The organism is Pseudomonas sp. BNK-7, assembly GCF_048072025.1.
Taxonomy (GTDB): domain Bacteria; phylum Pseudomonadota; class Gammaproteobacteria; order Pseudomonadales; family Pseudomonadaceae; genus Aquipseudomonas; species Aquipseudomonas danubii.
In genome coordinates this window covers 2,628,224-2,651,253 of the sequence record NZ_CP182252.1, presented here as the reverse complement: position 1 = coordinate 2,651,253, position 23,030 = coordinate 2,628,224, and the positions used below count along the sequence as shown (strand labels likewise).

Sequence of the window (23,030 nt, the reverse complement as noted above, 5' to 3'; positions counted from 1 at the left end):
GGAACGCTGAACAGCCGCTTTGCACTCCTCCAACGATCAGGAGTGGCTGATCATCACTCAACCATCCAAGCGCTCGGTGTGACGTCCAGCCTGGATGGCCTTGGCCATTTGCAGGTGGTTCTCCAGCTTGGGCAGGGTTTCCTCGGCGAAGGCCTTGAGTTGCGGCACGTCACTGGTTTGCGCCTGTTGCTGGATCTGTCGGATCGCCGCTTCAGTGGCCTTGATCTGGTTGGCGGCATAGGCACGGTCGAAATCCGTCCCCTCGGGTAGCGGCGGCATCAAGCGCTTGGCCTGGTCCATGACCTGCTCTCGGGGGGCCACCGGCAGGTCCAGTTGCCTGGCGATTTTGGCCAGGTGCTGGTTGGCCGTGGTGCGATCGTTGATCACCTGAATGGTGTATTCCTTGACCGCCCTGGACGAGGTGTGTTGATGCGCCAGGCGGCTGGCTTCGATATCGGCCATGCCCTTGGCCGAGGCGTCGTCGATAAAGGCCGCGGGGGACTGGGCCAGGGCGTTGCTGGCGCCAAGGCCGAGCAGCAGGGCCAGGCCGGCACGACCGAGGATGGTGGCCATGGGGTTCATGCTGGGAGTCTCCTCTTGCAAGTCAGTACGGCGGGAGCCACAGCACCCGCCTGCATAGGGAAAACCCGAAGCCGCAAAGGTTTAGAAAAATCGCCGGTGGTACGACGAATGGCGAGTCGTTCAGGCCGGAAGCAGAGCCTCGCCCCTGGCCTGGACCTCAGGCGCTGGAGCGGCTTTTGCGCTCGCGCTTGACCGCGTACATCGCCTCATCGGCGTGCTTGAACAGCTGCTTTTCTTCCAGGCCATGTTCGGGGTACAGGCCAATGCCGATACTCGGCAGGATATTCAGCCAATGGCCATCCAGGCGCAGCGGCTCGTTGAGCGCGTGGCGAATCTTCTCGGCGACATGCTGGGCATCGTCGCTGTGCTGCACGCTCTCCAGCAGCACCACGAACTCATCACCGCCCATGCGTGCCACGGTGTCGGTTTCCCGTACGCAGCCTTTGAGGCGATTGGCCACCGCTTGCAGCAGCATGTCGCCCACAGCATGCCCGCAGGTGTCGTTGACCTCCTTGAACTTGTCCAGGTCGACATACAGCAAGGCCATGCGTCCCGAGTCGCGCCGGGCCCGAGCCAGGGCTGAACGCAAGCGCTCGCGCAGCAGCTCACGGTTAGGCAGGTGAGTCAGCTGATCGTACTCGGCCATGTAGTGCAGGCGCGCATGCAGTTGCGCCCGTTCGATGGCCGCGGCGAGCTGGGCGCTGACGTACTGCAGCAATTCCAGCTCTGCCTCCCCGTAGCCCCGGGCACCGGGTGCACTTTTGACCATGAGCACGCCGATGGTGCCCTTCTGCGAATTCAGTGGCACGCCCAACCAGCAGCGAGGACCTTGAACGACGGCGAACTGGTTCCACAAATCCCGGCTCGACGGACACTCCGGTGCCAGCAGCAAGGACTGGCCGTGCCGCAGCACCTGCGCGCAGAAACGCCCGATCAGGGTCCCGGGCAGTTCCGGGCTGCTTTCGCAGTCATCGACATGGTAGGGAAAGTTCAGGCTATCGCTGCGCTCGTCGTACAGCGCCAGAACGAAATTGAGCGCCGGCAGCCACTCACCGATGATCCGATGCACATGCTTGAACAGCACCAGCAGGTCCTCGGTGGCGTGGGCCGCTTCGGAAATGGCATACAACGCCGCCTGTTTCGATTCAGCCTGTTTGCGCTCGGTAATGTCCCGGGCCACGGCGATGCGCAACTGATCCACTTCCGACCAGCGCGCCGACCAGAGGATGTGCGCCACCCGCCCGTCCTTGCGCAGGTAACGGTTCTCGAAATTGGGCTTGGGCACGCCCCCCATGATTTCCCGGGCGGCCTGCAGGGTGCGCTCACGATCGGCCGGGTGCACCAGCTCGATCATCGGCCGGCCGATCAGCTCGTCGGCGGTGTAGCCGAAGACCCGCTCGCAGGCGGCACTGACAAATACGAAACGACCCTGGCTATCTACGGCGCACACGACGTCCAGAAGCAGATCGATGAAACTCGCCAGAGGCGCGGAGTTCTTGGTTGCCATCAGAGAAAGCTACTACCCATGAAAAATGCACTGAGTACCCATCCCTTGAGCCCGGTCAGCCAGTGACGAACACCGGCTGAACACCACCCTCGCACTCCGCGAGCGGCGTTATGCCTTGTTGCCGATCAGCCCCGGCAGCGCATGCAGCAGGGCATTGATCGCGAAACCGATGAACATCACCCCGCAGACCCGGGTGATCGCCAGCTCGTGACGCTGATACCAACTGCGTACCTGCCGCGCCCCCACCACGCCGATGAGAATAGCGTAAGCGCCGAGACCGCCCAGGAAGCTCAGGGCAATCAGGCCGGGAAGCATGGACCAGCTGAGCAGCTCCGCACGACTGGACAGCAGGGCGGTGAACGTCGCCACCGCCACCGGATAAGCCTTGGGGTTGGTCAGGCCGAAGATGATCCCGTGCCAGAACGGATTGCGCGCTGCACCCTGAGGCTCATCGCCATTGCCACCACGACTGCGGATCGCCCGCAGCCCCAGCCAGAACAGGTACAGACCGCTGAGCACCCCGAGAATGTTGAAGGCGTCGCTGCCGATTTCCCGGGCGCCGACAATGGCGATCAGTGCCGTACTGCACCAGACCACATCCCCCAGCAAGTGCCCGCAGAGAAACCCTGCGCCAGCCTGTCGACCACGGGAAGCGCCAATACCGAAGACCGCCAGGACACCGGGCCCGGGGGTGATCGCGTAAATGAAACCCGAGGCAATAACAGCCAGCAACAGCGATGAGGTCATCAGCAAGACTCCAGAACGGATGCACCTCACGGCAACGCCAGGCACAGAACGAATCTGGCGGATTCTGCACGATCAAGGCACCTTGCCACCAGCGGCTTTCGTCAGCTGCTTCCCGGTAGCGGCGCCTCAGTCGACGGGGTAAAAGCGCATCCCGGCGTAAGGATGTTCGCGACAGGCCCGTAATCGCGAAGCCAAGTCACCGACATGAGCTTCCAGTCGATGCCCATCGGGATCGAGAAAATAAAACGACGCGCCCTCGCTGCGGTTGTCGCGCCACTCCGGCACTCGCGCCTCACGCAGGCGCTGGACCAGCGCTGCAAAATCCACAGCGCCGACGCCAAAGGCGTAATGGGTGTAATCGGCAACCGCCGGTGCCCGCCGTTGCGGGTCCAGGGAAAGGCACAGCCATAGTCCCGGCAGTGACAGGTAGGCTCCCGCATCCCAGGTGGCCTCCAGACGCAGTTGCAACAGCGAGTGATAGAAGGCCAGGCTGCGGGGCAAGTCGCTGACCGCCAGGGTCAGGTGATTGAGGCCGGTGAGCATCGATTACTGTCCTTTCAGGGCTTTGCTCAGCGCATAGCGCTGGCCGTCATAATGCAGGGTCGCCAGCGTGTTCCTGGGCGGCAGATCACGGCTTTCACAGCCATCACGGCCCTTGAAATGCCTGGTGCTGACTTCACGGGTACGCACGATCAGATCGGCGTAACCGTTGCGCTGGCCACTGCCGACTTCCAGGGTCCGGTGCAGGGTCCGGGAGCGGCCCTCGCACTCACTGCCCCAGCCAAACTCGCCGTGGCTCTCATCCATCACCAATCCTTCCAGCAGCGGCAGGACTTCCTTGTCTTCACGTCGATACAGGGTCAGCACGCTTTTCTCGTAGGGCATGGCACTGGAGCTGTGGTGATAGAGAACCCGCAGGCCAAAGGCTCGCTGCTCTTTATTCAAACGGTAGCGCCCGGTGTCGATCTGCAGCCCCTGCAGGGCCACGGCATCGGAGAACAGAGCGCTATCCTTGTAGTTGCTGGCCAGGGTCCAACCGGAGTCGATGTCCTGCAGCGATACGTCCAGGCTGTAGCTGCTGACGTCGCCAGCCTGGCTCCCGGGCATGGGCGTCGCCCGGGCACTGATGCTCAGCTCCGGCTCTGCGGGCCAGGGCTTGCAGACATAGAACTCTCCGGGAATACCCGTCGTGTTGTCGCACCCCGCCTGCGCCGCCGTGACACCCCCCAACCCGGCACAAAGGGCCAGGCCCAGGCCGCATGACTCAAGCCACTTCATCAAAACTCCCTCAGATACCGCTGTAGCCATTGGGCAGCACGTAACGCTGGCCGTCGTAATGCAGAGTGATGAGCACCGGCTTGGTGGTCACGGACTTGGACTGGCACTCCTCCCCGACTTTTTCGCTCCGGGTACTGACGCTGACCGAACGCACGATCAGGTCGGCATAACCGTGGCTGCGGGTCTTGGCGATCTCCAGGGTACGCGTGGTTTCAGTGCCCTCGCCGGCGCACTGGCCATCCCATTCGCCGTTGTAGGAATGGGCCAGGAACTTCTCCAGCACCGGGCGCAGGGTGCTGCCTTCGCGCACATACAGGCTGAGCCAGACCTGATTGAAAGGGTTGACCCGGGACGAGCCCTCGAACGCAGCCCGAACCCCAAAGGCCCGCACTTGTGGCGCCAGTTGGAAGCGCCCGGTGTCGAGCTTCACGCTCTCCAGGCGGAAGGCGTCGGAGACGAAAGCCACAGGCTGTCTGTAACTGGCCAGGGGCTTGCCGCTGTTGCGGTCCAGCACCGCCAGTTGCAGGTTGTAGGTGCCGTCACCGTTGCCGGTGTCGCTGGGGTCCGGGACCTGTTCCGACAGCAGGCTGATGCTCTGGTCGTCGAAGGCCGGCCAGTCCTTGCACAGGGAAAAGCCCGGAACCTCGGCATTGCGGGGCGGCGGCAGGCACTGGGCCGCGACGGATGTGGTGCCGGCCAGCAGCGCCAGGCTGCCCAGAAGCGGGATCAAAGAAGAGCGACGGAACATTCACGACTCCTTGTGACAGGCGGATACAGCGCGATTTCAGGTCGCACTATCCTCTGCCCCGTCGACGCTTTCAACGCTGGGAGCACGCGCGTGGGAGTGACCTTGCCTTGTAACAACTGCAGGCCTGACGAATGGCCGGACCTGGGCTAGGGTATGACGAGGTAATATGCTGTATTACACATCACTACAACGAGACTGCCATGTCCATCATGTCCCTGCGCTTGCCCGATGAACTTGCTGAAACTCTGGCCCTGCTGGCAAAAGCCACCGGACGCAGCAAGTCGTTTCTCGCCGTGGACGCCCTGCGTGAATACCTGGCGCGGGAAGCCTGGCAAATCGAGGAAATCCAGAAGGCCCTGAACGAGGCCGACGCAGGTGACTTCGCCAGTGCCGAAGAAGTGGCGGCCATCGCCGGCAAGTGGACCGACAATGCGCATTGAATGGCTACGCAGCGCCCTGAACAACCTGGACGCTGAGGCCCGTCATATCGCCCAGGACGATCCCCGGGCCGCCGGGGAATTTGTCAGGGCGCTGTTGATCAGTATCGAGCAACTGGCCCGGTTCCCCTCAAGTGGCCGCGAAGGCCGCCTGCCCGGCACCCGGGAATGGGTAGTGCCGGGCTGGCCTTACCTAATTCCCTACCGGGTGCGCGGGGACCGGCTACAGATTCTGCGAGTTTTCCATACCCGCCGTCAGCCCCCGGCACGTTGGTGAACGCTTCACTTGTAGGAGCTGGCTTGCCAGCGAAACGGACCTACCCGTTCCTCAAAACGCGCTACGGAAAATCTCTTCGATCTGCCGTTGATCCGCCGGACGCGGGTTGGTCAGGCCACAGGCGTCTTTCAGGGCGTTGGCCGCCAGCAGCGGAATGTCCTGCAACTTGGCGCCCAGTTCCCGCAAACCGGCGGGGATTTCCACGTCCCGAGCCAAGGCGCGAATCGCCGCGATTGCCGCCTGGGCTCCCTCCTCCGGGCTGAAGCCTCGAATATCCGCGCCCAGGGCGTGGGCCACATCGGTCAGGCGCTCGGCACAGACGCTGGCGTTGAAGCTCTGCACATGGGGCAACAGCACCGCGTTGCACACGCCATGGGGCAGGTCATAGAAACCGCCCAACTGGTGAGCCATGGCATGCACGAAGCCCAGGGACGCGTTGTTGAAGGCCATGCCGGCGAGGAACTGCGCATACGCCATGTTCTCCCGGGCCAGCAAATCGCTGCCGTCGTGCACCGCCTGGCGCAAGTTCGCGCTGATCATGCTGATGGCTTTGAGCGCACAGGCGTCGGTGATCGGGTTGGCGGCGGTGGACACATAGGCCTCCACCGCGTGGGTCAGGGCGTCCATGCCGGTGGCGGCGGTCAGGCCCTTGGGCATCGCTACCATCAGCGCCGGATCGTTGACCGACAGCAGTGGCGTGACGTTGCGGTCGACGATGGCCATTTTCACGTGGCGCGACTCGTCGGTAATGATGCAGAAGCGGGTCATCTCGCTGGCGGTGCCAGCGGTGGTGTTGATGGCAATCAACGGCAGTTGTGGCTTGCTCGACTGGTCGACCCCTTCGTAGTCGCCAATGTGTCCGCCGTTGGTTGCACACAGGGCAATGCCCTTGGCGCAATCATGGGGCGAGCCGCCGCCCAGGGAGATGACGAAATCACACTGCGACTGCTGCAACTGCGCCAGCCCTTGCTCGACGTTGGCGATGCTCGGATTGGGCTTGGCGCCATCGAAGATCACCGAATCGATGTCCTGCATGGCCAGCTTCTCGGCGATCATGCCCGCCACCCCGGCCTTGGCCAGGCCGACGTCGGTGACGATCAGCGCCTTGCGAAACCCATAATTGCGAATGGCGCTCATGGCCTCGTCCAGGCAATTGATGCCCATGATGTTGACGGCTGGGATGAAGAAGGTGCTGCTCATGAGGAAGTCTCCAGGCGAATGCCCAATGCGGGGTGTCGATTCATGTCTGCCCGACAGGATCGACTCATCGGTCACGGGCGATCTTGATCTGGCTCAAGGGTCGGTCGTGATAAAGTCGGCGCCCTGATGACCTTCTGCCTTGAGACCAATGACCGCGATGACGGATTTCCAGGAATTTGACGCCGAACTTGAAGACTGGAACGCCCTGGGCACGAGCACACCGTTCAATGGCCTGCTGATCGGCAACGGTGCCAGCCGTGCCGTCTGGGAAGACTTTGCCTACGACTCGCTGTTCGAAAACGCTCGCACAGTGGAAGAAAAGCCCCTGAGCCAGTCCGAGCTCAGCGTCTTCGAAGCCCTGCAGACCCGCAGCTTCGAACAGGTACTGGGCGCATTGAAAACCACCAGCCGGGTCAACAAGGCCCTGGCCGTCAGCTCGGCGGCGCCGCGCAACCGCTACTACGCGATCAAGGAAGCCCTGATCAACACCGTGCATGCGGTGCACATCCCCTGGCGCCTGGTACAGCCGCAAAGCCTGTCGGCGATCAACCAGGAACTGCGACGCTATCCCACGGTGTTCACCAGCAACTACGACCTGCTCAACTACTGGGCGGTGCAGCACGACAACCAAGGCATCGATGACCTGTTTCACGGCGCCGATCCGGCCTTCGCACTGGGCACCACCTCCAGCGCCGCTACCCGCTTGCTCTACCTCCACGGCGGCCTGCACCTGGTGCGCAACCTGGACGGCAGCGCGCGCAAGCTGAGCTCCACCGAAGGCACCCTGCTGGGCAGCTTCGCCATCAACAACACCCTCAAGACCCTGGACGACGTGCCGCTGTTCGTCAGCGAAGGGCCCCTGGCGGACAAGCTCAAGACCATCCGCAGCTCGGACTACCTGTCGTTCTGCTACCAGCAACTGCTGGACCACAGCGGCGCCCTGTGCATCTTCGGCCACAACCTCGGCCCCCAGGACCAGCACCTGGTGCAGGCGATCCGCCAGTCGGCCGTCACGACCCTGGCGATCTCCATCTACCCGCGCAGCGCGGCGTTCATCCAGCACCAGAAGCGCCACTACGCCAAGCTGTTCGAAGGGTTGGAGTTGAACCTGCGCTTCTTCGATTCCAAGACCCACGCCCTGGGCAACCCGGCCCTGTCGGTGCCCGTGGAACGCTGATTGCGCCGGGCGCGGGAGTCCTTGGGATCGCTGCGGGCCTGCGGCCCGTTCGCAGCCTGCGGCAGCGGCTACAGGAAGTGGTCGGGGTTCATTCTTCGTTGCTGTGTACCACCACTAGCAACTGCGCCTGCTCATCCCCCAGGGAACGGATGCGGTGGGGTTTCTGGGCGTTGAAGTGCAGCGCGTCGCCACGGTTGAGAATCACCCGCTCGGTCATGAAATCCACTTCCACCTGGCCTTCATGAACAAACAGGAACTCCTCCCCCAGGTGTTCCTTGAAGGTCTTGTCACTGAACTCTTTGGCCGGGTAGATGATGAACGGCAGCAGGTTGCGCTCGCTGACCTGATGGGCCAGCACCGCATAGCCCGGGGTCTGGTCGTTGGCCGCCAGTGACTGGCGCTCATCGCTGCGCACCAGGCTGTAGCTGTCGAGGCTGAGGCTGTCTTCAGCGAACAGTTCCTCGACCTTGACGTTCAGCGCCTTGGCCAATTTCAGCGCCGCCGCGATCGACGGGGTGTTCAACCCACGCTCGACTTTCGACAGATAACTCTTGGTCATCCCGGATTTTTCGGCCAAGGCCTCCAGGGTCACGCCAAGTTTTTTTCTCAATAATTTCAAACGGATAGACATGTGGAGCGATTAATCCATCTAGAAAACAACGATTGGCGCTTGCCAATGACACAAAGTGTCATATAGCCTCTTTAGTGTCATTCGCATTCACCCAACAACCTTGCAAGTAACAGGTGAAGTGCAAACCCGACGTCCATTGCACCCTCACCAAGGACCCCGATATGGCCAAGACATTAGCACTGCCCAAGGACCAACTGATCAAGCAAGCCCTGACCCAGATGCAAAACACCCTGGCGGATAATACGTGGACCGACCGGCAAAAGCTGGCCCTGACCTGCCGCATTCTGTTCGAGAACGGTCACGACTCGGGCCTCGCCGGGCAGATCACCGCCCGCGGTCCGCAGCCCGGCACCTACTACACCCAGCAACTGGGCCTGGGTTTCGATGAAATCAGCGCCAGCAACCTGCTGCTGGTCAACGAAGACCTGGAAGTCCTGGAAGGCCACGGCATGCCCAACCCGGCCAACCGCTTCCACAGCTGGGTGTACCGCGCCCGGCCAGACGTGAACTGCATCATCCACACCCACCCGACCCACGTTGCCGCGCTGTCGATGCTCGAAGTGCCGCTGGAGGTGTCGCACATGGACCTCTGCCCGCTGTACGAGGACTGCGCCTTTCTCGAAGCCTGGCCCGGGGTGCCGGTGGGCAACGAAGAAGGCGAAATCATCTCCGCGGCCCTGGGCGACAAGCGCGCGATCCTGCTTTCCCACCACGGTCAGCTGTCCACCGGGGCCAGCATCGAGGAAGCCTGCGTCATCGCCCAACTGATCGAGCGCGCAGCCAAGCTGCAACTGCTGGCCATGGCCGCCGGCACCATCAAGCCGATCCTCCCGGAGCTGGGTCGTGAAGCCCACGACTGGATCTCCAAGCCCAAGCGCCACGGCGCCGCCTTCAACTATTACGCTCGGCAAAACCTGAAAAAACACGCCGACTGCCTGAACTGATCCACCCCCTATGCCTTGCAGGAGTTGCACCATGCCTACCACCAAGATCCACGGCATCATCGGCTACACCGTCACCCCCTTCGGCCCTAACGGCGAAGGCCTGGACCTGGATGCCCTCGGGCACTCCATCGACCGCATGATCGACGCCGGCGTCCACGCCATCGCGCCCCTGGGCAGCACCGGCGAAGGCGCCTACCTCAGCGACGCGGAATGGGACCAAGTCGCCGAGTTCAGCATCCGCCACGTGGCCAAGCGCGTGCCGACCATCGTCAGCGTCTCCGACCTGACCACCGCCAAGGCCATCCGCCGCGCGCGCTTTGCCGAAGCCCGGGGCGCCGACGTGGTGATGGTGCTGCCCACCTCCTACTGGAAACTCAGCGAAGCCGAGATCCTCACCCACTACCAGGCCATCGGCGCCAGCATCGGCGTGCCGATCATGCTCTACAACAACCCGGCCACCAGCGGCACCGACATGTCGGTGGAGCTGATCCTGAAGATTTTCCACAGCGTGGAGAACGTCACCCTGGTCAAGGAAAGCACCGGCGACATCCAGCGCATGCACAAGCTGCACCTGCTGGGCGAAGGCCAGGTGCCGTTCTACAACGGCTGCAACCCGCTGGCCCTGGAAGCCTTCGCCGCGGGTGCCAGCGGCTGGTGCACGGCGGCGGCGAACCTGATCCCGCAGCTCAATCTCGACCTCTACCAGGCGCTGCTGGACAACGACCTGCAGCGCGGCCGGGAGCTGTTCTACCGCCAGCTGCCGCTGCTGGATTTCATCCTCAAGGGCGGCTTGCCGGCCACGGTCAAGGCCGGGCTGGAACTGGCCGGGCTGAACGCCGGCGAGCCGCGCCGGCCGGTGTTTGCCCTGGACCAGGGCGCACGCCAACAGTTGCAGAGGCTGCTGCATACCCTGGCTTGAAACCCTGAGCAAAAAGCCCGGGCGGCTGACACCGTCCGGGCTTTGCCATGGGCCGCGTTCACGCGTGGCTCAGTGGCTGTTCTGCGCCACAGGGGCCTGGGCCTTGAACTGCGGGTTCTGCAGCATCTGCGCGATGAAGTCGTCGGTGATGCGCTGCACATGCTGGTATTGGCTGCCATCAGGATTGGCCCAACCGCGCCAGGAACGGGTCTGATTGCTGACCCGATACTTGGCCAGCGGCTGGTCGCCACGGCTGACATGGAACATCACCTGGCTGTCCCAGGTGACGCGCCCCGGCACGATAAAAAAGGTCATCGCACTGAGCAGCCCCATGGGAATGTTCTGCCAGCCGAAGTAGTCACTGTCGGCCATCACGATCACGTTGTAGCCATCGGCACTGAACCCCGGCTGCACCTGCTCGAAGGTGCCACGACGACGCAGGTCGTCACGGATCAGGCCGGCAGGGATGGCTCCCATCACACTGACGCTGATCGCTGGCAACCGCTGCTGATAATCCACCTCGGCCGACTTGAGACTATGGCTGGTCTGGCAACCGCCAAGTCCCAGCATCAGCACCAGCAACAACCACAACCACAACCGACTGCGCATTACAGATCCCCCGATAGCATGGCTTTGAGCATTGACGCCTTGGGTCCCTGCTCCTTGACGATCAGCGACGTGACGTCTTCCATCTTCTCTAGATCGACCCGCTGCAGGCTCGGCACCTGCGGGTACTTGGCCCGTACCAGGGCGGCGTCGCGCTCCAGATGGTCACTGTGCAGAAACACGCACTTGGCCCCTGCCGCCGACAGGCAGCCGGCGCGGAAATCACCAACGTAATAGGCCTTGCCGGCTTCCAGTTCCAGGGGGATGGAGAAGTCTTCGCGGCTCCAGGCGGTGGCGTTGCCGCGGTCAAAGTGCAGGTTGTAGATCTCGTAGCGCCCGGGTTTGAGCGGCATCACGAACAGGCTGCCGATGCCGTGCCAGGTCTCGCGCACATCCCGTGGCGTGCGGCCGTAGATCTGGTTGTACAAGCGTGCCGAGGCGAAGCCCTCACCGCCTCGTGGGCGAATCAGCAGCATCTGTTCGTTGGCGGTGTGCACCGCCTTCGGCCAGATGCCCACCACGCCCACCACATAGGCCACCCCCGACTGCGAGTCGGGGCGCATGCTCTCGGCGATTTTCGTGGAAGACAGGCTGTAGCAACCGCTCAGCGCCAGCAGCGCGGCGAGTAATACGAGAGGGCGAATCATGAGGTCGCAGATCCCTTGGACAATGATCGATAACGTCAACCCATGCGCCAGGCCTGCCGAGCGCCCGTTGACGGGCGCGGAGGATAAAACAAGTGATGGCATTTCGCCAGAATTCAGTCGCCAATCGGCTGGCGCCCGTCAGGGGCTCGAACCCAAGCCCGCCGCCATCGCGGGCGACCCGCTGCCACAGGGCCGATGGCGCTGCAGCAAGGCCGCCTGGCCCCTGATCGGGCCAAGCGGCAAAGACCTTGTCGAACCGGGTTCAGGCGCCCGTCAGGTCCTTGATGTTGTGGCTCGGACCGTTGGCCTTGACGCTGGCGATGCCCTTGTCCCGGGCCGCCTCCGATGAATAGGCTTCACTGCTGCCGATGATCTGGTGATTGGCCGCCTTCAGCGTGAAATAGGGCTGGCCGTCCTTGGTGCTCTTGCGCTCGTAGCGCTCCTCCAGGGGACTGTTGGCCTGCACCGAGGCAATGCCGTTCTCCGCGGCCGCGCGAGTGGTGTATTGCTCGCTGGTGAGAATGGTCTCGGCGTTGGCCGCCTTGAGCACGAAACGAAATTGACCGTTGCTGCTTTTCTTCAACTCATACCATCCGGACATGCTGTTGTTCCTTGCGTTGATTGATGGGCGTTGCGGCTTGAAAGTAAAGACTCTTTGCGCGATTCAGCCATTGCCCCGATGACTGAAAAATCGGTTTTCCACTCGCGCAAGCCCCAGGTGTTCGCGCAGGGTGCGCCCCGTGTAACGCTGGCGAAACAGGCCCCGGCGTTGCAGCTCCGGGGTGATCAATTGCACAAAGTCGTCGATGGCCCCCGGCAGGTGGGTGAACAGCACATTGAAGCCATCGGCGGCGTACTCCTCGTACCAGGTCGCCAGCTCATCGACGATCTGCCCTGGCGTCCCCACCAGTACCTTGTGTCCGCTGGCGGACAGGCTGCGCAGCAGCTGCGCCAGCGTTGGCCGCTCCCGACGCACGAGATCCACCACCAGTTGCCGGCGGCTCTTGTGGCGTTCGGTGGGGGCCGCATCCGCCAACAGCGGCACTGGGGCATCCAGGGGCAGTGTCGACAGATCGATGCCCAGATCCAGCAAGTAGGACAGCGCCCTGAGCTGGGCCTGCGGGTCCTGCAGCTCCTGCAACTGCTGATACTTCTCCTCGGCCTCGTTGAGGGTCCGGCCAACCGTGGGCGCAATCCCCGGGAAGATCTTCAACTGCCCGGCATGGCGACCGTAATGGGGAAGTCGTTCCTTGAGCCTGGCGTAGAAATCCTTGGCCTGTTGCAGGTCGGTCTGGGCGGTGAACACCAGCTCGGCACAGCGGGCCGCCAGCTCACAGCCCGGGCCCGAAGACCCGGCCTGGGCGATCACCGGCCAGCCCTGCAGCGGACGCGGCGCATTCAACGGTCCCTGCACCTGGAAGTGCCGGCCACGGTGCTCCAGCAGGTGCATCCTGTGCGGCTGCAACCACTGGCCGCTGGCCTTGTCCCGGGGGAAGGCGTCATCGGCCCAGCTGTCCCACAGGCCGCTGACCACCGCGAAAAACTCCTCGGCCCGGGCATAACGTTCGGCATGGCTGGGGGGCTCGGGGTGATTGAAGTTCTCCCCGCCGATCAGCCCCGTCACCAGGTTCCAGCCGGCCCGGCCCTCGCTCAAGTGATCGAGCGAGGCAAACTTGCGCGCCAGGTTGTAGGGCTCGTTGTAGGTGGTGCTGGCGGTGGCGATCAGGCCGATGTGCCGGGTCACCACCGCCAGGGCGGGCAGCAGGGTCAGCGGGTCCCAGCGCAGGCTGTGGGAACTGCGAGCCAGCACCCGCGGATCGAGATCCCCCACGGCCACGTTATCGTTGAGAAACAGCGCGTCGAAACAGCCCCGCTCCAGGGTCTGGGCGTAGTGTCGGTAGCGCTGGAAATTCAACGAGGCATCGGCATCCGCCCGGGGATGGCGCCAACTGCCGCCGTGGGCCCCGGAGCCGGAGAGAAAGGCCCCCAGCCCCATCTGCCCGCCGCGCTCAGCCATGGCTGGCGCCCTCCTCGGCCGCCGCCACCGGACTCGGCGCGGCGCGCAGCAACAGGCTGACCGCAGTCCAGACCAGCAGCGTCGTCAATGCCAAGAACAGCATCACCCCGCGATAACCGTTGAGAAAGGCGCCCTGGGCATCGTCCAGCGGCGTCGCGGAAAAGTAGTGGAACAAGCCCACCCCCACCGCCAGCCCCACGCCACCGCCGACGTTGTGCAGGGTCATCAGCGAACCCATGGCCACCGAGCCCACTGCCTGGGGCACCGAGGAAATCCCCAGCACCGTCGACGGCCCGAGAATGCTGGCCCAACCCAGGCCCATGATGACGAAGGCGCCAAGCAGATACGCCAGCGACGTCTGGCGGTCGAACCCGGCCTGCAACAGCGCCGACAGCACGAACAGCAGCAGCCCGGTCTTGATCAACAGCGCCGGACCCTTGCGGTCCACCAGCCGTCCCACCAGCGGCGACAGCAACGCCACCCCCAAGGTGGTGGGCAGTAACAGCAGGCCGCTGGCCTGCACCGACTCGCCACGGATCTGCGCCAGGTACAGCGGCATGACGAAGAACGCCACGCAGTAGAACAGCGCCAGGCCGAAACTGGCCGCGACCCCGGCGACAAAGCGCCGGTTGGCGAACAGCTTGAGGTCGATGATCGGCGCCGCCACTCTTTTCTCCACCGCCAGGAACGCCACCAGAGCCAGCAGCGCCACGGCGATCAGGCTCAGGGTCAGGCGTGAACCCCAGCCCCAGGCCCCGCCCTGGACGATCACCAGCACCAGGCTCGGCAAGCCGATCAGCAACAGCAAGGCGCCCCAGCCATCCAGCCGCGCACCGGCCTCGGCCGAGCGCGATTCCTTCACGCTGAAACTGCAGATGCCCAGACTCAGCAGCACGAAAGGCACGTTGATCAGGAAGATCCACTGCCAGCCAAAACCACTGGTGATCAGCCCGCCCAGCACCGGTCCGACAGCCAGCCCCACGCCGTTGACCCCGAACAGCACGCCAAAGGCCTTGCCCTGTTCGGCGCTGTCGAAGGTGCTGGAGACAATCGCCCCGGAGGCGGTGTAGAGCACCGCGCAGGCCAGCCCCTGGATCACCCGCGCGCCGATCAGGGTGTCGATCTGCGTCGCCAGTCCGGCCGCCAGGGACGCCAGGCCGAACACGCTCAGGCCGATGAACAGCACCCGCTTGCGTCCATGCAGGTCGGCCAGGCGCCCCACCAGCACCATGAAACTCGACAGCGTCAGGATGAAGCCGTTGATCACCCACTGCAGGCTGTCCACCGAAGCCCCGAGATCGGCCTGCAGCGCCGGTAGCGCAGTGTTGACGATGGTGAAATCCACACAGCCGAGAAAACTGGCGATGCTCACACCGAGCAATGCCCACCATTTGCGTTGCTGTTGCGCAAAAACGCTCATGGAAACTCCTTGTCAGTCAAAAAAAACCGCTCTGCAGGCGCCCGCTTGCCGGCGAACAGGCCCTTGAGTCCTGCATCGCTGGCAAGCCAGCTCCTGCATTGATCGCGGTGGGTCAGATGGCGATGGCGCCGCTGGTCCAGTTGGGGTGAATGGCGCCGGGCAAGGTGAACGGAATCGGAATCCCGCGCTTCTTGAACTTCAGCGGCAGCCAGCGCACCCGGTCCGGGCTGTGGGGTTCGATCAGCAGCTCGCGGCTGGTGGCCATGGCGCTGGTCATCTGCTGCGGATAGAGCACGTAGTGGTAACCCTCGTCGGCCCACAGCGGCAGGATGATCGGGATTTCCTCAAGGATGTATTCCCGGCACTGGGCCGCCGCCCGTTCGATGTCCGCCTGTTCATCCCGCAGGCGCAGGCGCTCGGTAAACACGTTGATGGTGCTGTCGATGGCCTGGCGCAATTCCTCGCGCTGCTGATAGATCTGGTCCAGTTGCTGGCGCAACTCGGCGTAACGGTCGCTGGCCAGCTCCTGGTTCCAGCGGGTGATGTGGTACGGCACCCGCAGGCCATCGAGGATGCTCTGGTTGCGCGCCAGCCAGGCATCGCCGTCGCGGATCGACGCCGACAGCGCCTCGCCGGGGGATTTGCCGTGCTTGTTGTGGCGTTGCAGGGTGTCGGCCACCACCACCTTGACGTGGCTGAAGCCGGACTGGTTGATCAGGTGGATGGTGGACCGCAGCTTCTGGTCCTCGTGGTATTCCTGGCCGACGCTGACCGCCAGGACCACGCGCTTGCCGTCGAATTCGTGCTCCTCGCCGCCCTTGTTGAAGTAGGCCTTGAGGTTGATTTCCTGCACCTTGCTCATGAGTTCAGCTCCAGTAGGCCAAAGGCTGGTGTTCGCCGTAGTAACCGATAAAGACCCCGAGGGTGACCCGGGTGCTGCTGGCCGAAGGGCGTACCGCGTGGATCAGCCGTGGGTTGAGCAGGATCAGGTCGCCGGGCTCGGGCTTGACCACGAAGTCCGGCGGCGGCAGCAGGTGGCGCTCGATGCCGTAGGCCCGCTCGCCCTTGAGGCGGTTGTATTCCTCCTCGTCCGGCTCGATGCCCCAGATCTCCAGCTCTCCGCCGTCCTCGGGGATTTCCAGGTAAATGTTGGTGGACAGTTGGGTCAGCAGTGGCGGGCTGTGGCCCTCCGGCGCGTTGCGTTCGAGCTTGTCGGTGTGGGGCGTGAGATCGACCCCCGAACCCTGGAAGCGGGCGATGCCGACAAAGCATTTCTGCCCGTCCACCTGCAGCAGGTGCGCGCCCTGGGGCCAGACCTCATCCAGCAAAAGGCGCAGCTCGTCGATGGGCGAGGCCAGGGGCCGGAACAGGTTGCGGATCTTGCGGATGTTGGGCAGGGCCAGGGCGTGGTATTCGGCCCGGCTCTGCTCGTCCTGAATCTCGATATAGGCCTTGCCGACGCGGACGAACTCCTGCTGCTGGCTGAAAGCGCTGCGCAGCTCCTGCTGGTACAGATGATCCCGCGCCACCTGCAAGGTGTCCGGCGGACAGAAACCTTTGAGTTGGACGCCATAAGAGCGTTTTTCAACGACATCGAGGATATGCCGCGCTTCAAGTTTATCGGCCGTAGTGACTGTGAACATGCAAGCTCCCTTAATTCCCTGGAAGTAGCGACGAAGTTATGGTTTTGCAGAAGGTAATAATTTGTTTCAAGGCCACCTTAGGCAGTTACGAAAGCCTTGTGAAATATCCTTTACCTCTAATCTCCAAACTTAAAAATGTATCGAAAAACAGGCAAATAGCGGCCGTTATCGGCACTTTCACAAGTACCGACAGAGGATTATTAAATTCGCTGATAGTTAACTTAAAAGAAGGACATCATTGTTTTTTATTTATTCAAAACCTCCCGAGCTTAATTAATAAAAGTGCCATTACTTCATTCAACTTCATTGAATGAAGCATCCATGTAAGCCGCCGCATCGAACGACTGGTGGATGATGCCTTCTTCACGGTACAGATCGGCGGTGTGCTGCACGTCCTCGACCACGGCCGGGCCCACGGCGATGCGCCGGGGCAGCGAGTAGCGATTGGAGCGTTCATGTACCTCCAACAGCAGGCCGCTGTAACCGGCCTGGATCTTTGAAAACTCGTGCTGGTGCTGGTTGGCCCAGGCATAGGCACGGTCCAGGCGCCGGAGGAAATCAGCGATCTGCCGTGGTTTTTCACGAATCGCCTGGTCATTGGCCACCAGCAGCATGTGCCCGGCAAACAGCCCCTCGCCACTGACCAGCACCCGGGTTCCACCTTCCATCTGCACCATGCTGGTATAGGGGTCCCAGGTCGACCAGGCATCGGCCTGACCGTTGCTCAGCAAACTGCGGGACTCGGCCGGCTGGAGAAAGATGAACTGCGCATCCGCGCCGTGCAGGCCCACCGAACGCAGCGCCGCCAGGGCCAGGAAATGGCCGATGGAACCGCGAGTGGTGGTGATGCGCCGGCCCTTGAGGTCGGCGGCATCCCGTAGCGGCGAGTCATCCTTGACCACAATCGCCACCGCCGTGGGCGTGACCTTGAGCTTGATCACCCCCACGGTCTTGATCGGCGCCCCGGCGGCCGCGGCGAACACGAACGGCGCATCCCCCAGGCTGCCGATGTCCACCGCCCCCGCGGCCAGGGCCTCGGCGGTGGGTGCGGCAGCGGCAAAGGAGGCGAACTCGATGGGGTATGGCACCTGCTCCAGTTCGCCGGCGGCCTGCAGCAGGATCTTCAGCGACTGCTTCTGGCTGGACACCCGCAGCGCCGGCTGCGCCAGGGCATGGCTGGCGAACAGAAGCAGCGCCAGGATCGCCAGCCGCCGTCTGCTGCGCAGCCGATCGCAGCCTGCGGCAGCGGCTACAGGGTGCTCGTTCGCCTGCTTGATCATCGATCAGAACGCCAGGCTGACGCGGCTGTAGTAATAGCCACCGCCCAGGCCATAGGGCGAGAACATCCCGTATTCATAAGTCCCCGCCCAGGCCTTGAGGCCGATCTTGTCCGGGTACACGTCGAACAGGTTGTTGGCCCCCACAGCCACGGTGAGGTTCTGGGTCACGTCGTAGGCCACGTCCAGGTCGGTGATCCACTTGGCGCTGTAGGTGCGGTCGTTGGCCGGGATGTTCGAGCCTTCGGTGTACTCGCCAAAGCGGGTCAGCTGCAGGTTGGTGGTCCAGTCGCCGACCTTGTAGTTGGTGGAGAGGATCCACTTGTCCTTGGGTGTGGATTTAGTCAGGTCGATCTGCTGCTGGCGGTCGAACAGCACATAGCCGGCCCCCAGGCGCGACAGCGCCGCCGGGGTGTCCGCCAGGTCGCGGATGGTGGTCTTGTTGTGGTTGTAGGCGACGCTCCACTTGGCCGTGCCGTACTCGCCGAACGACTGGCTGTAGTCCGCCACCAGGTCGACGCCCTTGGTCCGGGTGTCGGCGGCGTTGGTGTAGTACTGCCCGGCGAGGTTCGGCGACAGGCCGTTCTCCACCAGGATCTGCGACACCGCCGGGCCCTTGAGGATGCCGGTCTGGAGGATGCGCTTGTCGATGTCGATCAGGTAGAAGTCGGCGGTCAGGCGCAGCCGTTCGGTGGGCTCGGCGGTGAAGCCCAGGCTGTAGTTGCGCGAGGTTTCCGGCTCCAGATCCTTGGCCCCCAGGGCGATGGCTTCCGGCGAGTTGGGGCGCATCTGCTTGGTGCGCACCGAGCTGGTGGTGCCGCCCGCGCCAAACTGGGTCACGGTGCTGGTGGTGGAGAACACGCTCTGGGCCAGGGACGGCGCGCGGAAGCCGTTGCTTACCGCCGCCCGCACCGCGTAGCCGGGGAGGAACTCGTAGCGCGTGGTCAGCTTGCCGCTGGTGGTATCGCCCACCCCGAGGTTGTACTTCTCATAGCGCGCCGCCGCGCCGACGTACCAGTTGGGGGTGATGTTCAGGCCGAAATCCACATAGGCGGCTTCACTGTGGCGCTTGAGGCTGTAAGCGTCTTCCGGGGTGGTGCCGTTGACCGAAAACAGCCCCGGGTCCGGCACCACGCCGGCAAAGGGACCGGTGGCCGGGACGTAGCTGCCCTGGTTGTAGGAGTTGGGTTCACCCTCCTCCAGCGCGTACTTCTCCCAGCGGTATTCCACGCCGAAGGAGGTTTCCAGCGGGCTGCTCCAGCCGATGTCCAGGGCCCGGGAGAAGTCCAGGTTGTTGGTCCACTGGTCAAACACCAGATTGCCCAGGTGGAAGTCGTGCTGGCCGTAAGGACCGTTGGAAATGTTCAGGTTGTTGGCGGTGTCCAGTACTCCGCGATCCTTGCCATAGGTGCTGGACAGGTCCCAGTCCCAGCCGCCCAGCAGGCCCTTGGCCCCGCCGGCGACCTGGAAGTCGGTCTCGCGGATCTCCCGCCGCGCCTGGCCGCCATTGGGATATGGCGCGTTGGGTACTCCCGCCAGGCTGGTGATGTCGGTGGGTTTGCGATGGCCCAGGTTCTTGTTGCTGTTGCGGTAGCTCAGGGTCGAGAACGAATACAGCTTGAGGTCGTCGGCCAGAGGCAGCTCGGCGTTGTAGGCCAGGCTGGTGGTGCGGTCGCGACCCAGGCCGTATTCGGTGCCCCAGCCCTGGCGATTGCTTTCTCGCGGGTCCGGCGAGCCGTCGGGCTGATTGAAGTACAGCTGGCCGCTGGCGGCGCTGGAACGCTCGTAGGGTTCCTGGAGCTTGGCGTCCCAGGACAGGTTGATGAAGCCGCCGTCCTCCCCCAGCTTGTTGCCCCAGTTGAAGGCCTCGTGGCCGGTGGTGCCATCGCCGTCGTAGTACTGGCCCAGGGTGGTGTCCGAGGTCAGGCCCTCGGCGTTGCGCTTGAGGATGATGTTGATCACCCCGGCGATGGCGTCGGAGCCGTATTGCGCGGCGGCGCCGTCGCGCAGCACTTCGATGCGTTCGATGGCGGCCGTGGGAATCAGGTCCAGGTCCACCGGCACCGAGGCGTTGCCGACTCGGGCCCCGTTGTTGATCAGCGCCGAGTTGTGCCGACGCTTGCCGTTGATCAGCACCAGCACCTGATCACCGCCCAGGCCACGCATGCTCACCCCACGCACCAGGAACGCCGTGCCACCGCCGTTGATGGTGGGCACGTTGAACGACGGCAAGAGGCGCCCGAGCATTTCTTTCAGGCCGTTCTGGCCGATGCTGCGCAGCTGTTCGCTGTCGATCACATCGATCGGCGCCGGGCTGTTGGTGACGGTACGTTGCTGGCTGCCGCGCACGCCGGTGACCACTACGGTGCCGAGGGTTTCATCGGCGGCCAGCAGCTCCACCGGGGTTGCCAGGCTCAGCAGGCCAAGGCTCAGGGGCGCGGCGCCGCGAACGATTTTATGCAAGGAAATACTCATGACTTCAGATCCTTTGACAGGCGCCTCAGCGCGCTCGGGCGGCGACGGTTTCGACTTCGATCAAGGCGCCGGGCAGTACCAGCCCCGCCACTTGCACCGTGGTCCGGGCCGGTTTGAGCGGCTGTTTCTCGGTGCCGAAGAACTCGCGAAAGGCCACTTGCAGGCCGTCGAAATCCAGCTTGCCGCCCAGGGCCGGGTCGCCCACCAGGTAGATCCGCAGTTGCACCACATCCCCCAGGGTCAAGCCCTGGCTAGCAAGAATGGTTTCCACCTTGCGCAGCACCACCCGGGCCTGGGCCTCAGTGTTACCGGCAGCGTGGATCTGTTCCTTGGGCGCCTTGGGGTCCACCGGGTCCGGCAGCAGGCCGGAGAGGTAGGTCAGCTCGCTGTTGGCGGGCAAGGTCACCGATTGCAGGATCGGTGAATGGGGATAGGTGGACGGCACGCGCTGGATTCCCGCAGCCCAGCTGCTGCTGGCGGCGCACAACAGGCCCAGCCCTACGACGGTGTTTTTCAAAGACATGCAAAGACGCTCCAAGGTTGTGTTTGCCAGCCTCGGAGGTCCGCTACCCGGCAATGGGTGACTGCTGTTTTATGAGTGCTCGGCTTTTTCAGGCCGTTTGCTGTAGCGACGAGCCTTGCGCCCGTTGAAAAAGTTGCCGTACCACCCGCCGCGCGGCACCGGCAGCGGCTTCCTGCCAGATGCCCACGCCGCTGTGGGCCAGGCCGTCGCTGGTCAGGTAGACCCGCCCCTGGGGCTGGTTGAGCAGGCTGTAGTCCGGCTCGGCCACTTCATGACTGATCCAGGGGCCGAAGTTGTAGGGGATCTTGCCCCAGGCAATCACCAGCGGCTTGCGCAGTTCATGGCTGTGGCCGGGGTGCAGCAGCTCCACCGCCTGACGGGAAATCTCGATCTGCTGGGCCAGGGTTTTCTCCCCGAACTTGCGCGCGGTTTCACCGTTGTTGTAGGCCGCCACCAGCACCCCCTCGGCCTGGTTGAACCCGCCGCTGGGGTACCACAGCCCGGAGGCTTCCTGATTGATGAACGACAGCCCGCCGTAGATCTGATACTGGCTTTCCCAGAAGCGCCGCGACTGCCAGGCCACCTTGTTGGCGTAGCCGAACTGCACCGCAGCAATAGCCTCGCGTACCGGTGCGCTGAAGTTGTTCTGCACCTTGGCCAACAGCGGCAGGGGCAAGGAACTGATCACGTAGTCGGCCTTAAGGCTCTGGGTGCGGCCGCTGCGGCGATCCAGGTAGACCACCTCGACACCGTCGGCCCGGTTGGTGATGGCGCGCACCTCGCTGTGCAGCCGCAACTGCCCTTGCAGGCGCCGGGCAAAGGCCTGGGGAATGCGGTCCATGCCACCCACGGGCTGGAACATGGTGGGCGAGAATTCCGGGTATTCATCGATCATCAGCGCCGTGGTCAGCGCCGGGTTGAGCAAGGTCTGCAACGGCAGCGGATCGTTCTTCTGCGCCAGTTGGTCACCGGCGCCGGGCCAGACCTTGTAGCCGGAGCGGGCCGATCCCAGGTATTCCAGCTTGTCCGAGAGATCGCCCCAGGTTTTCAGGAAACTCAGCAGGTTGCTGCGATCGGCCACCGTCAACTCCTGGTCCAGGGCATGCCGATTGACCGCCTTGGCCAGCAACTCGGAAAAATGCCCGCGGCTGTCATTGACCGCCTGGCGGATCTGCAGGGCCGGCTGGTTCAGGTCCGGACGCACCAGGGCATTACGGCTGGTGTTGACCAGCACTTCCAGCTCCACCCCCAGCTCGCGGCAGTAGCCGAGCATCAGTTGATGGTGACTGGGCAAGCGACCGGCCCCGGCATTCAGATAGAACCCGTCGTCGAACTCGGCGACCTGCACACTGCCGTCGCTGTACTCCACCCGATCGCCGCGGCGCACGGTCCAGTTGCGCCCGCCGACCCGATCCCGGGCTTCCAGCAGCGTCACCTTGAACCCGGCCTTGTTCAGTTCATAGGCACTGACCAGGCCACCGATCCCGGCGCCGATCACCACCACCGAAGCGCCCTTGCCCACGGCGGCTGTGGGCAGCGACGCATAGTTCTCCTCGAAGGCCTCGGCGTTGCCCGGCCCGCCGAACAGGCCCATGACCGCACTCGCCGCCTGGACCCCGCCGACAGCGGCGATACGGGCGATCAATTGTCTTCTGGTCAGTGGCATGCCAGCGCTCCCTGCTGCGAATGGATAGTGCGTTCGGTTATAGCCCGTGGACTTATGCAGTCACTTGGGTCTATGGGAAGTCATCCTAGGGGCGCTCATTTAATAAGAGAAATACATTTTAAGCATATGCAAATATTACTTTGTTTCATATTCAAGCCGGAAGATTCTGCGCCCCGCGCATAGCCCGAAAAGCGAAACCCTCCCCCCTTCCCCGGTAGGAGCTGGCTTGCCAGCGAAGAGCATCTCCAGCACCCCGCAAACCTCAGGGCCCCTTCGCCGGCAAGCCGGCTCCTACGACAAGGGGTAGCC

Annotated in this window: 24 protein-coding genes; 5 read left to right on the top strand and 19 right to left on the bottom strand. The window is 63.5% G+C overall.

Annotation, left to right across the window (positions count from 1 at the left end; all coding sequences use genetic code 11):
- Positions 1 to 57 precede the first annotated feature (57 nt).
- The 6 genes from ACMGF8_RS12370 to ACMGF8_RS12345 form a co-directional block, all read right to left on the bottom strand.
- The gene (locus ACMGF8_RS12370) at positions 58 to 582 is read right to left on the bottom strand and encodes a DUF4142 domain-containing protein (protein WP_115581777.1); all 525 of its coding nucleotides are present in this window, start codon (positions 580 to 582) and stop codon (positions 58 to 60) included.
- A 157-nt stretch (positions 583 to 739) separates the two neighbouring features.
- Positions 740 to 2,089, bottom strand: a complete 1,350-nt coding sequence (locus tag ACMGF8_RS12365; RefSeq protein ID WP_207167204.1) for a GGDEF domain-containing protein — start codon at positions 2,087 to 2,089, stop codon at positions 740 to 742.
- 108 nt (positions 2,090 to 2,197) lie between these two features.
- Positions 2,198 to 2,836 (bottom strand): LysE family translocator, encoded by a 639-nt coding sequence (locus ACMGF8_RS12360; protein ID WP_102861561.1) that lies wholly within the window; start codon positions 2,834 to 2,836, stop codon positions 2,198 to 2,200.
- Positions 2,837 to 2,962: 126 nt separating this feature from the next.
- Positions 2,963 to 3,379: a fosfomycin resistance glutathione transferase gene (gene fos / locus ACMGF8_RS12355; RefSeq protein ID WP_102861560.1), complete on the bottom strand. Its 417-nt coding sequence runs from the start codon at positions 3,377 to 3,379 to the stop codon at positions 2,963 to 2,965.
- A 3-nt stretch (positions 3,380 to 3,382) separates the two neighbouring features.
- The gene (locus ACMGF8_RS12350; protein ID WP_102861559.1) at positions 3,383 to 4,114 is read right to left on the bottom strand and encodes a hypothetical protein; all 732 of its coding nucleotides are present in this window, start codon (positions 4,112 to 4,114) and stop codon (positions 3,383 to 3,385) included.
- 10 nt (positions 4,115 to 4,124) lie between these two features.
- Entirely contained in the window at positions 4,125 to 4,862 is a 738-nt protein-coding gene (locus ACMGF8_RS12345; RefSeq protein ID WP_102861558.1) for a hypothetical protein, read from the bottom strand.
- 200 nt (positions 4,863 to 5,062) lie between these two features.
- Here ACMGF8_RS12345 and ACMGF8_RS12340 point away from each other — a divergent pair, with 200 nt between their 5' ends.
- Together ACMGF8_RS12340 and ACMGF8_RS12335 are read left to right on the top strand one after the other, a co-directional pair.
- Positions 5,063 to 5,302, top strand: a complete 240-nt coding sequence (locus ACMGF8_RS12340) for a CopG family ribbon-helix-helix protein (RefSeq protein WP_092320301.1) — start codon at positions 5,063 to 5,065, stop codon at positions 5,300 to 5,302.
- Positions 5,292 to 5,576, top strand: a complete 285-nt coding sequence (locus ACMGF8_RS12335) for a type II toxin-antitoxin system RelE/ParE family toxin (RefSeq protein WP_416759786.1) — start codon at positions 5,292 to 5,294, stop codon at positions 5,574 to 5,576. Before ACMGF8_RS12340 ends, ACMGF8_RS12335 begins: the two co-directional genes overlap by 11 nt.
- A 51-nt stretch (positions 5,577 to 5,627) precedes the next feature.
- On the opposite strand, the gene yiaY is transcribed toward ACMGF8_RS12335, so the two are convergent.
- Entirely contained in the window at positions 5,628 to 6,776 is a 1,149-nt protein-coding gene (gene yiaY, locus ACMGF8_RS12330; RefSeq protein WP_102861557.1) for an L-threonine dehydrogenase, read from the bottom strand.
- 157 nt (positions 6,777 to 6,933) lie between these two features.
- Here yiaY and ACMGF8_RS12325 point away from each other — a divergent pair, with 157 nt between their 5' ends.
- The gene (locus ACMGF8_RS12325) at positions 6,934 to 7,953 is read left to right on the top strand and encodes a DUF4917 family protein (RefSeq protein ID WP_250329391.1); all 1,020 of its coding nucleotides are present in this window, start codon (positions 6,934 to 6,936) and stop codon (positions 7,951 to 7,953) included.
- Positions 7,954 to 8,041: 88 nt separating this feature from the next.
- Here ACMGF8_RS12325 and ACMGF8_RS12320 read toward each other — a convergent pair whose 3' ends face one another.
- The gene (locus ACMGF8_RS12320; RefSeq protein ID WP_102861556.1) at positions 8,042 to 8,584 is read right to left on the bottom strand and encodes a helix-turn-helix domain-containing protein; all 543 of its coding nucleotides are present in this window, start codon (positions 8,582 to 8,584) and stop codon (positions 8,042 to 8,044) included.
- A gap of 161 nt (positions 8,585 to 8,745) precedes the next feature.
- Here ACMGF8_RS12320 and ACMGF8_RS12315 point away from each other — a divergent pair, with 161 nt between their 5' ends.
- Positions 8,746 to 9,528: an aldolase gene (locus ACMGF8_RS12315; RefSeq protein WP_102878683.1), complete on the top strand. Its 783-nt coding sequence runs from the start codon at positions 8,746 to 8,748 to the stop codon at positions 9,526 to 9,528.
- A 31-nt stretch (positions 9,529 to 9,559) separates the two neighbouring features.
- The gene (locus tag ACMGF8_RS12310) at positions 9,560 to 10,447 is read left to right on the top strand and encodes a dihydrodipicolinate synthase family protein (RefSeq protein ID WP_102861554.1); all 888 of its coding nucleotides are present in this window, start codon (positions 9,560 to 9,562) and stop codon (positions 10,445 to 10,447) included.
- Positions 10,448 to 10,516: 69 nt separating this feature from the next.
- Here the strand turns inward: ACMGF8_RS12310 and ACMGF8_RS12305 are convergent, their stop codons facing one another.
- The 11 genes from ACMGF8_RS12305 to ACMGF8_RS12255 form a co-directional block, all read right to left on the bottom strand.
- Positions 10,517 to 11,056 carry a hypothetical protein gene (locus ACMGF8_RS12305; protein ID WP_102861553.1) on the bottom strand — a complete coding sequence of 180 codons (540 nt, stop codon included), beginning with the start codon at positions 11,054 to 11,056 and terminating at the stop codon, positions 10,517 to 10,519.
- Positions 11,056 to 11,700 (bottom strand): hypothetical protein, encoded by a 645-nt coding sequence (locus tag ACMGF8_RS12300; protein WP_102861552.1) that lies wholly within the window; start codon positions 11,698 to 11,700, stop codon positions 11,056 to 11,058. Before ACMGF8_RS12300 ends, ACMGF8_RS12305 begins: the two co-directional genes overlap by 1 nt.
- A gap of 262 nt (positions 11,701 to 11,962) precedes the next feature.
- Entirely contained in the window at positions 11,963 to 12,301 is a 339-nt protein-coding gene (locus ACMGF8_RS12295) for a YegP family protein (RefSeq protein ID WP_102861551.1), read from the bottom strand.
- Between the two features lie 63 nt (positions 12,302 to 12,364).
- Entirely contained in the window at positions 12,365 to 13,717 is a 1,353-nt protein-coding gene (locus ACMGF8_RS12290; RefSeq protein WP_180988526.1) for an LLM class flavin-dependent oxidoreductase, read from the bottom strand.
- The gene (locus ACMGF8_RS12285) at positions 13,710 to 15,137 is read right to left on the bottom strand and encodes an MFS transporter (RefSeq protein ID WP_416759781.1); all 1,428 of its coding nucleotides are present in this window, start codon (positions 15,135 to 15,137) and stop codon (positions 13,710 to 13,712) included. Before ACMGF8_RS12285 ends, ACMGF8_RS12290 begins: the two co-directional genes overlap by 8 nt.
- Positions 15,138 to 15,249: 112 nt before the next feature.
- The gene (locus ACMGF8_RS12280; RefSeq protein WP_060837942.1) at positions 15,250 to 15,999 is read right to left on the bottom strand and encodes a tRNA-dependent cyclodipeptide synthase; all 750 of its coding nucleotides are present in this window, start codon (positions 15,997 to 15,999) and stop codon (positions 15,250 to 15,252) included.
- Positions 16,000 to 16,003: 4 nt separating this feature from the next.
- Positions 16,004 to 16,780 (bottom strand): 2OG-Fe(II) oxygenase, encoded by a 777-nt coding sequence (locus tag ACMGF8_RS12275; RefSeq protein WP_115581770.1) that lies wholly within the window; start codon positions 16,778 to 16,780, stop codon positions 16,004 to 16,006.
- 293 nt (positions 16,781 to 17,073) lie between these two features.
- A complete protein-coding gene (locus tag ACMGF8_RS12270) occupies positions 17,074 to 18,060 on the bottom strand; it encodes an aliphatic sulfonate ABC transporter substrate-binding protein (RefSeq protein ID WP_416759778.1) in 987 nt (328 codons plus the stop codon).
- A 3-nt stretch (positions 18,061 to 18,063) separates the two neighbouring features.
- Positions 18,064 to 20,532, bottom strand: a complete 2,469-nt coding sequence (locus ACMGF8_RS12265) for a TonB-dependent receptor plug domain-containing protein (protein WP_115581769.1) — start codon at positions 20,530 to 20,532, stop codon at positions 18,064 to 18,066.
- A 25-nt stretch (positions 20,533 to 20,557) separates the two neighbouring features.
- Entirely contained in the window at positions 20,558 to 21,055 is a 498-nt protein-coding gene (locus tag ACMGF8_RS12260; protein WP_115581768.1) for a RidA family protein, read from the bottom strand.
- 88 nt (positions 21,056 to 21,143) lie between these two features.
- Entirely contained in the window at positions 21,144 to 22,721 is a 1,578-nt protein-coding gene (locus tag ACMGF8_RS12255) for a flavin monoamine oxidase family protein (protein ID WP_207167197.1), read from the bottom strand.
- Between the last annotated feature and the right edge of the window lie 309 nt (positions 22,722 to 23,030).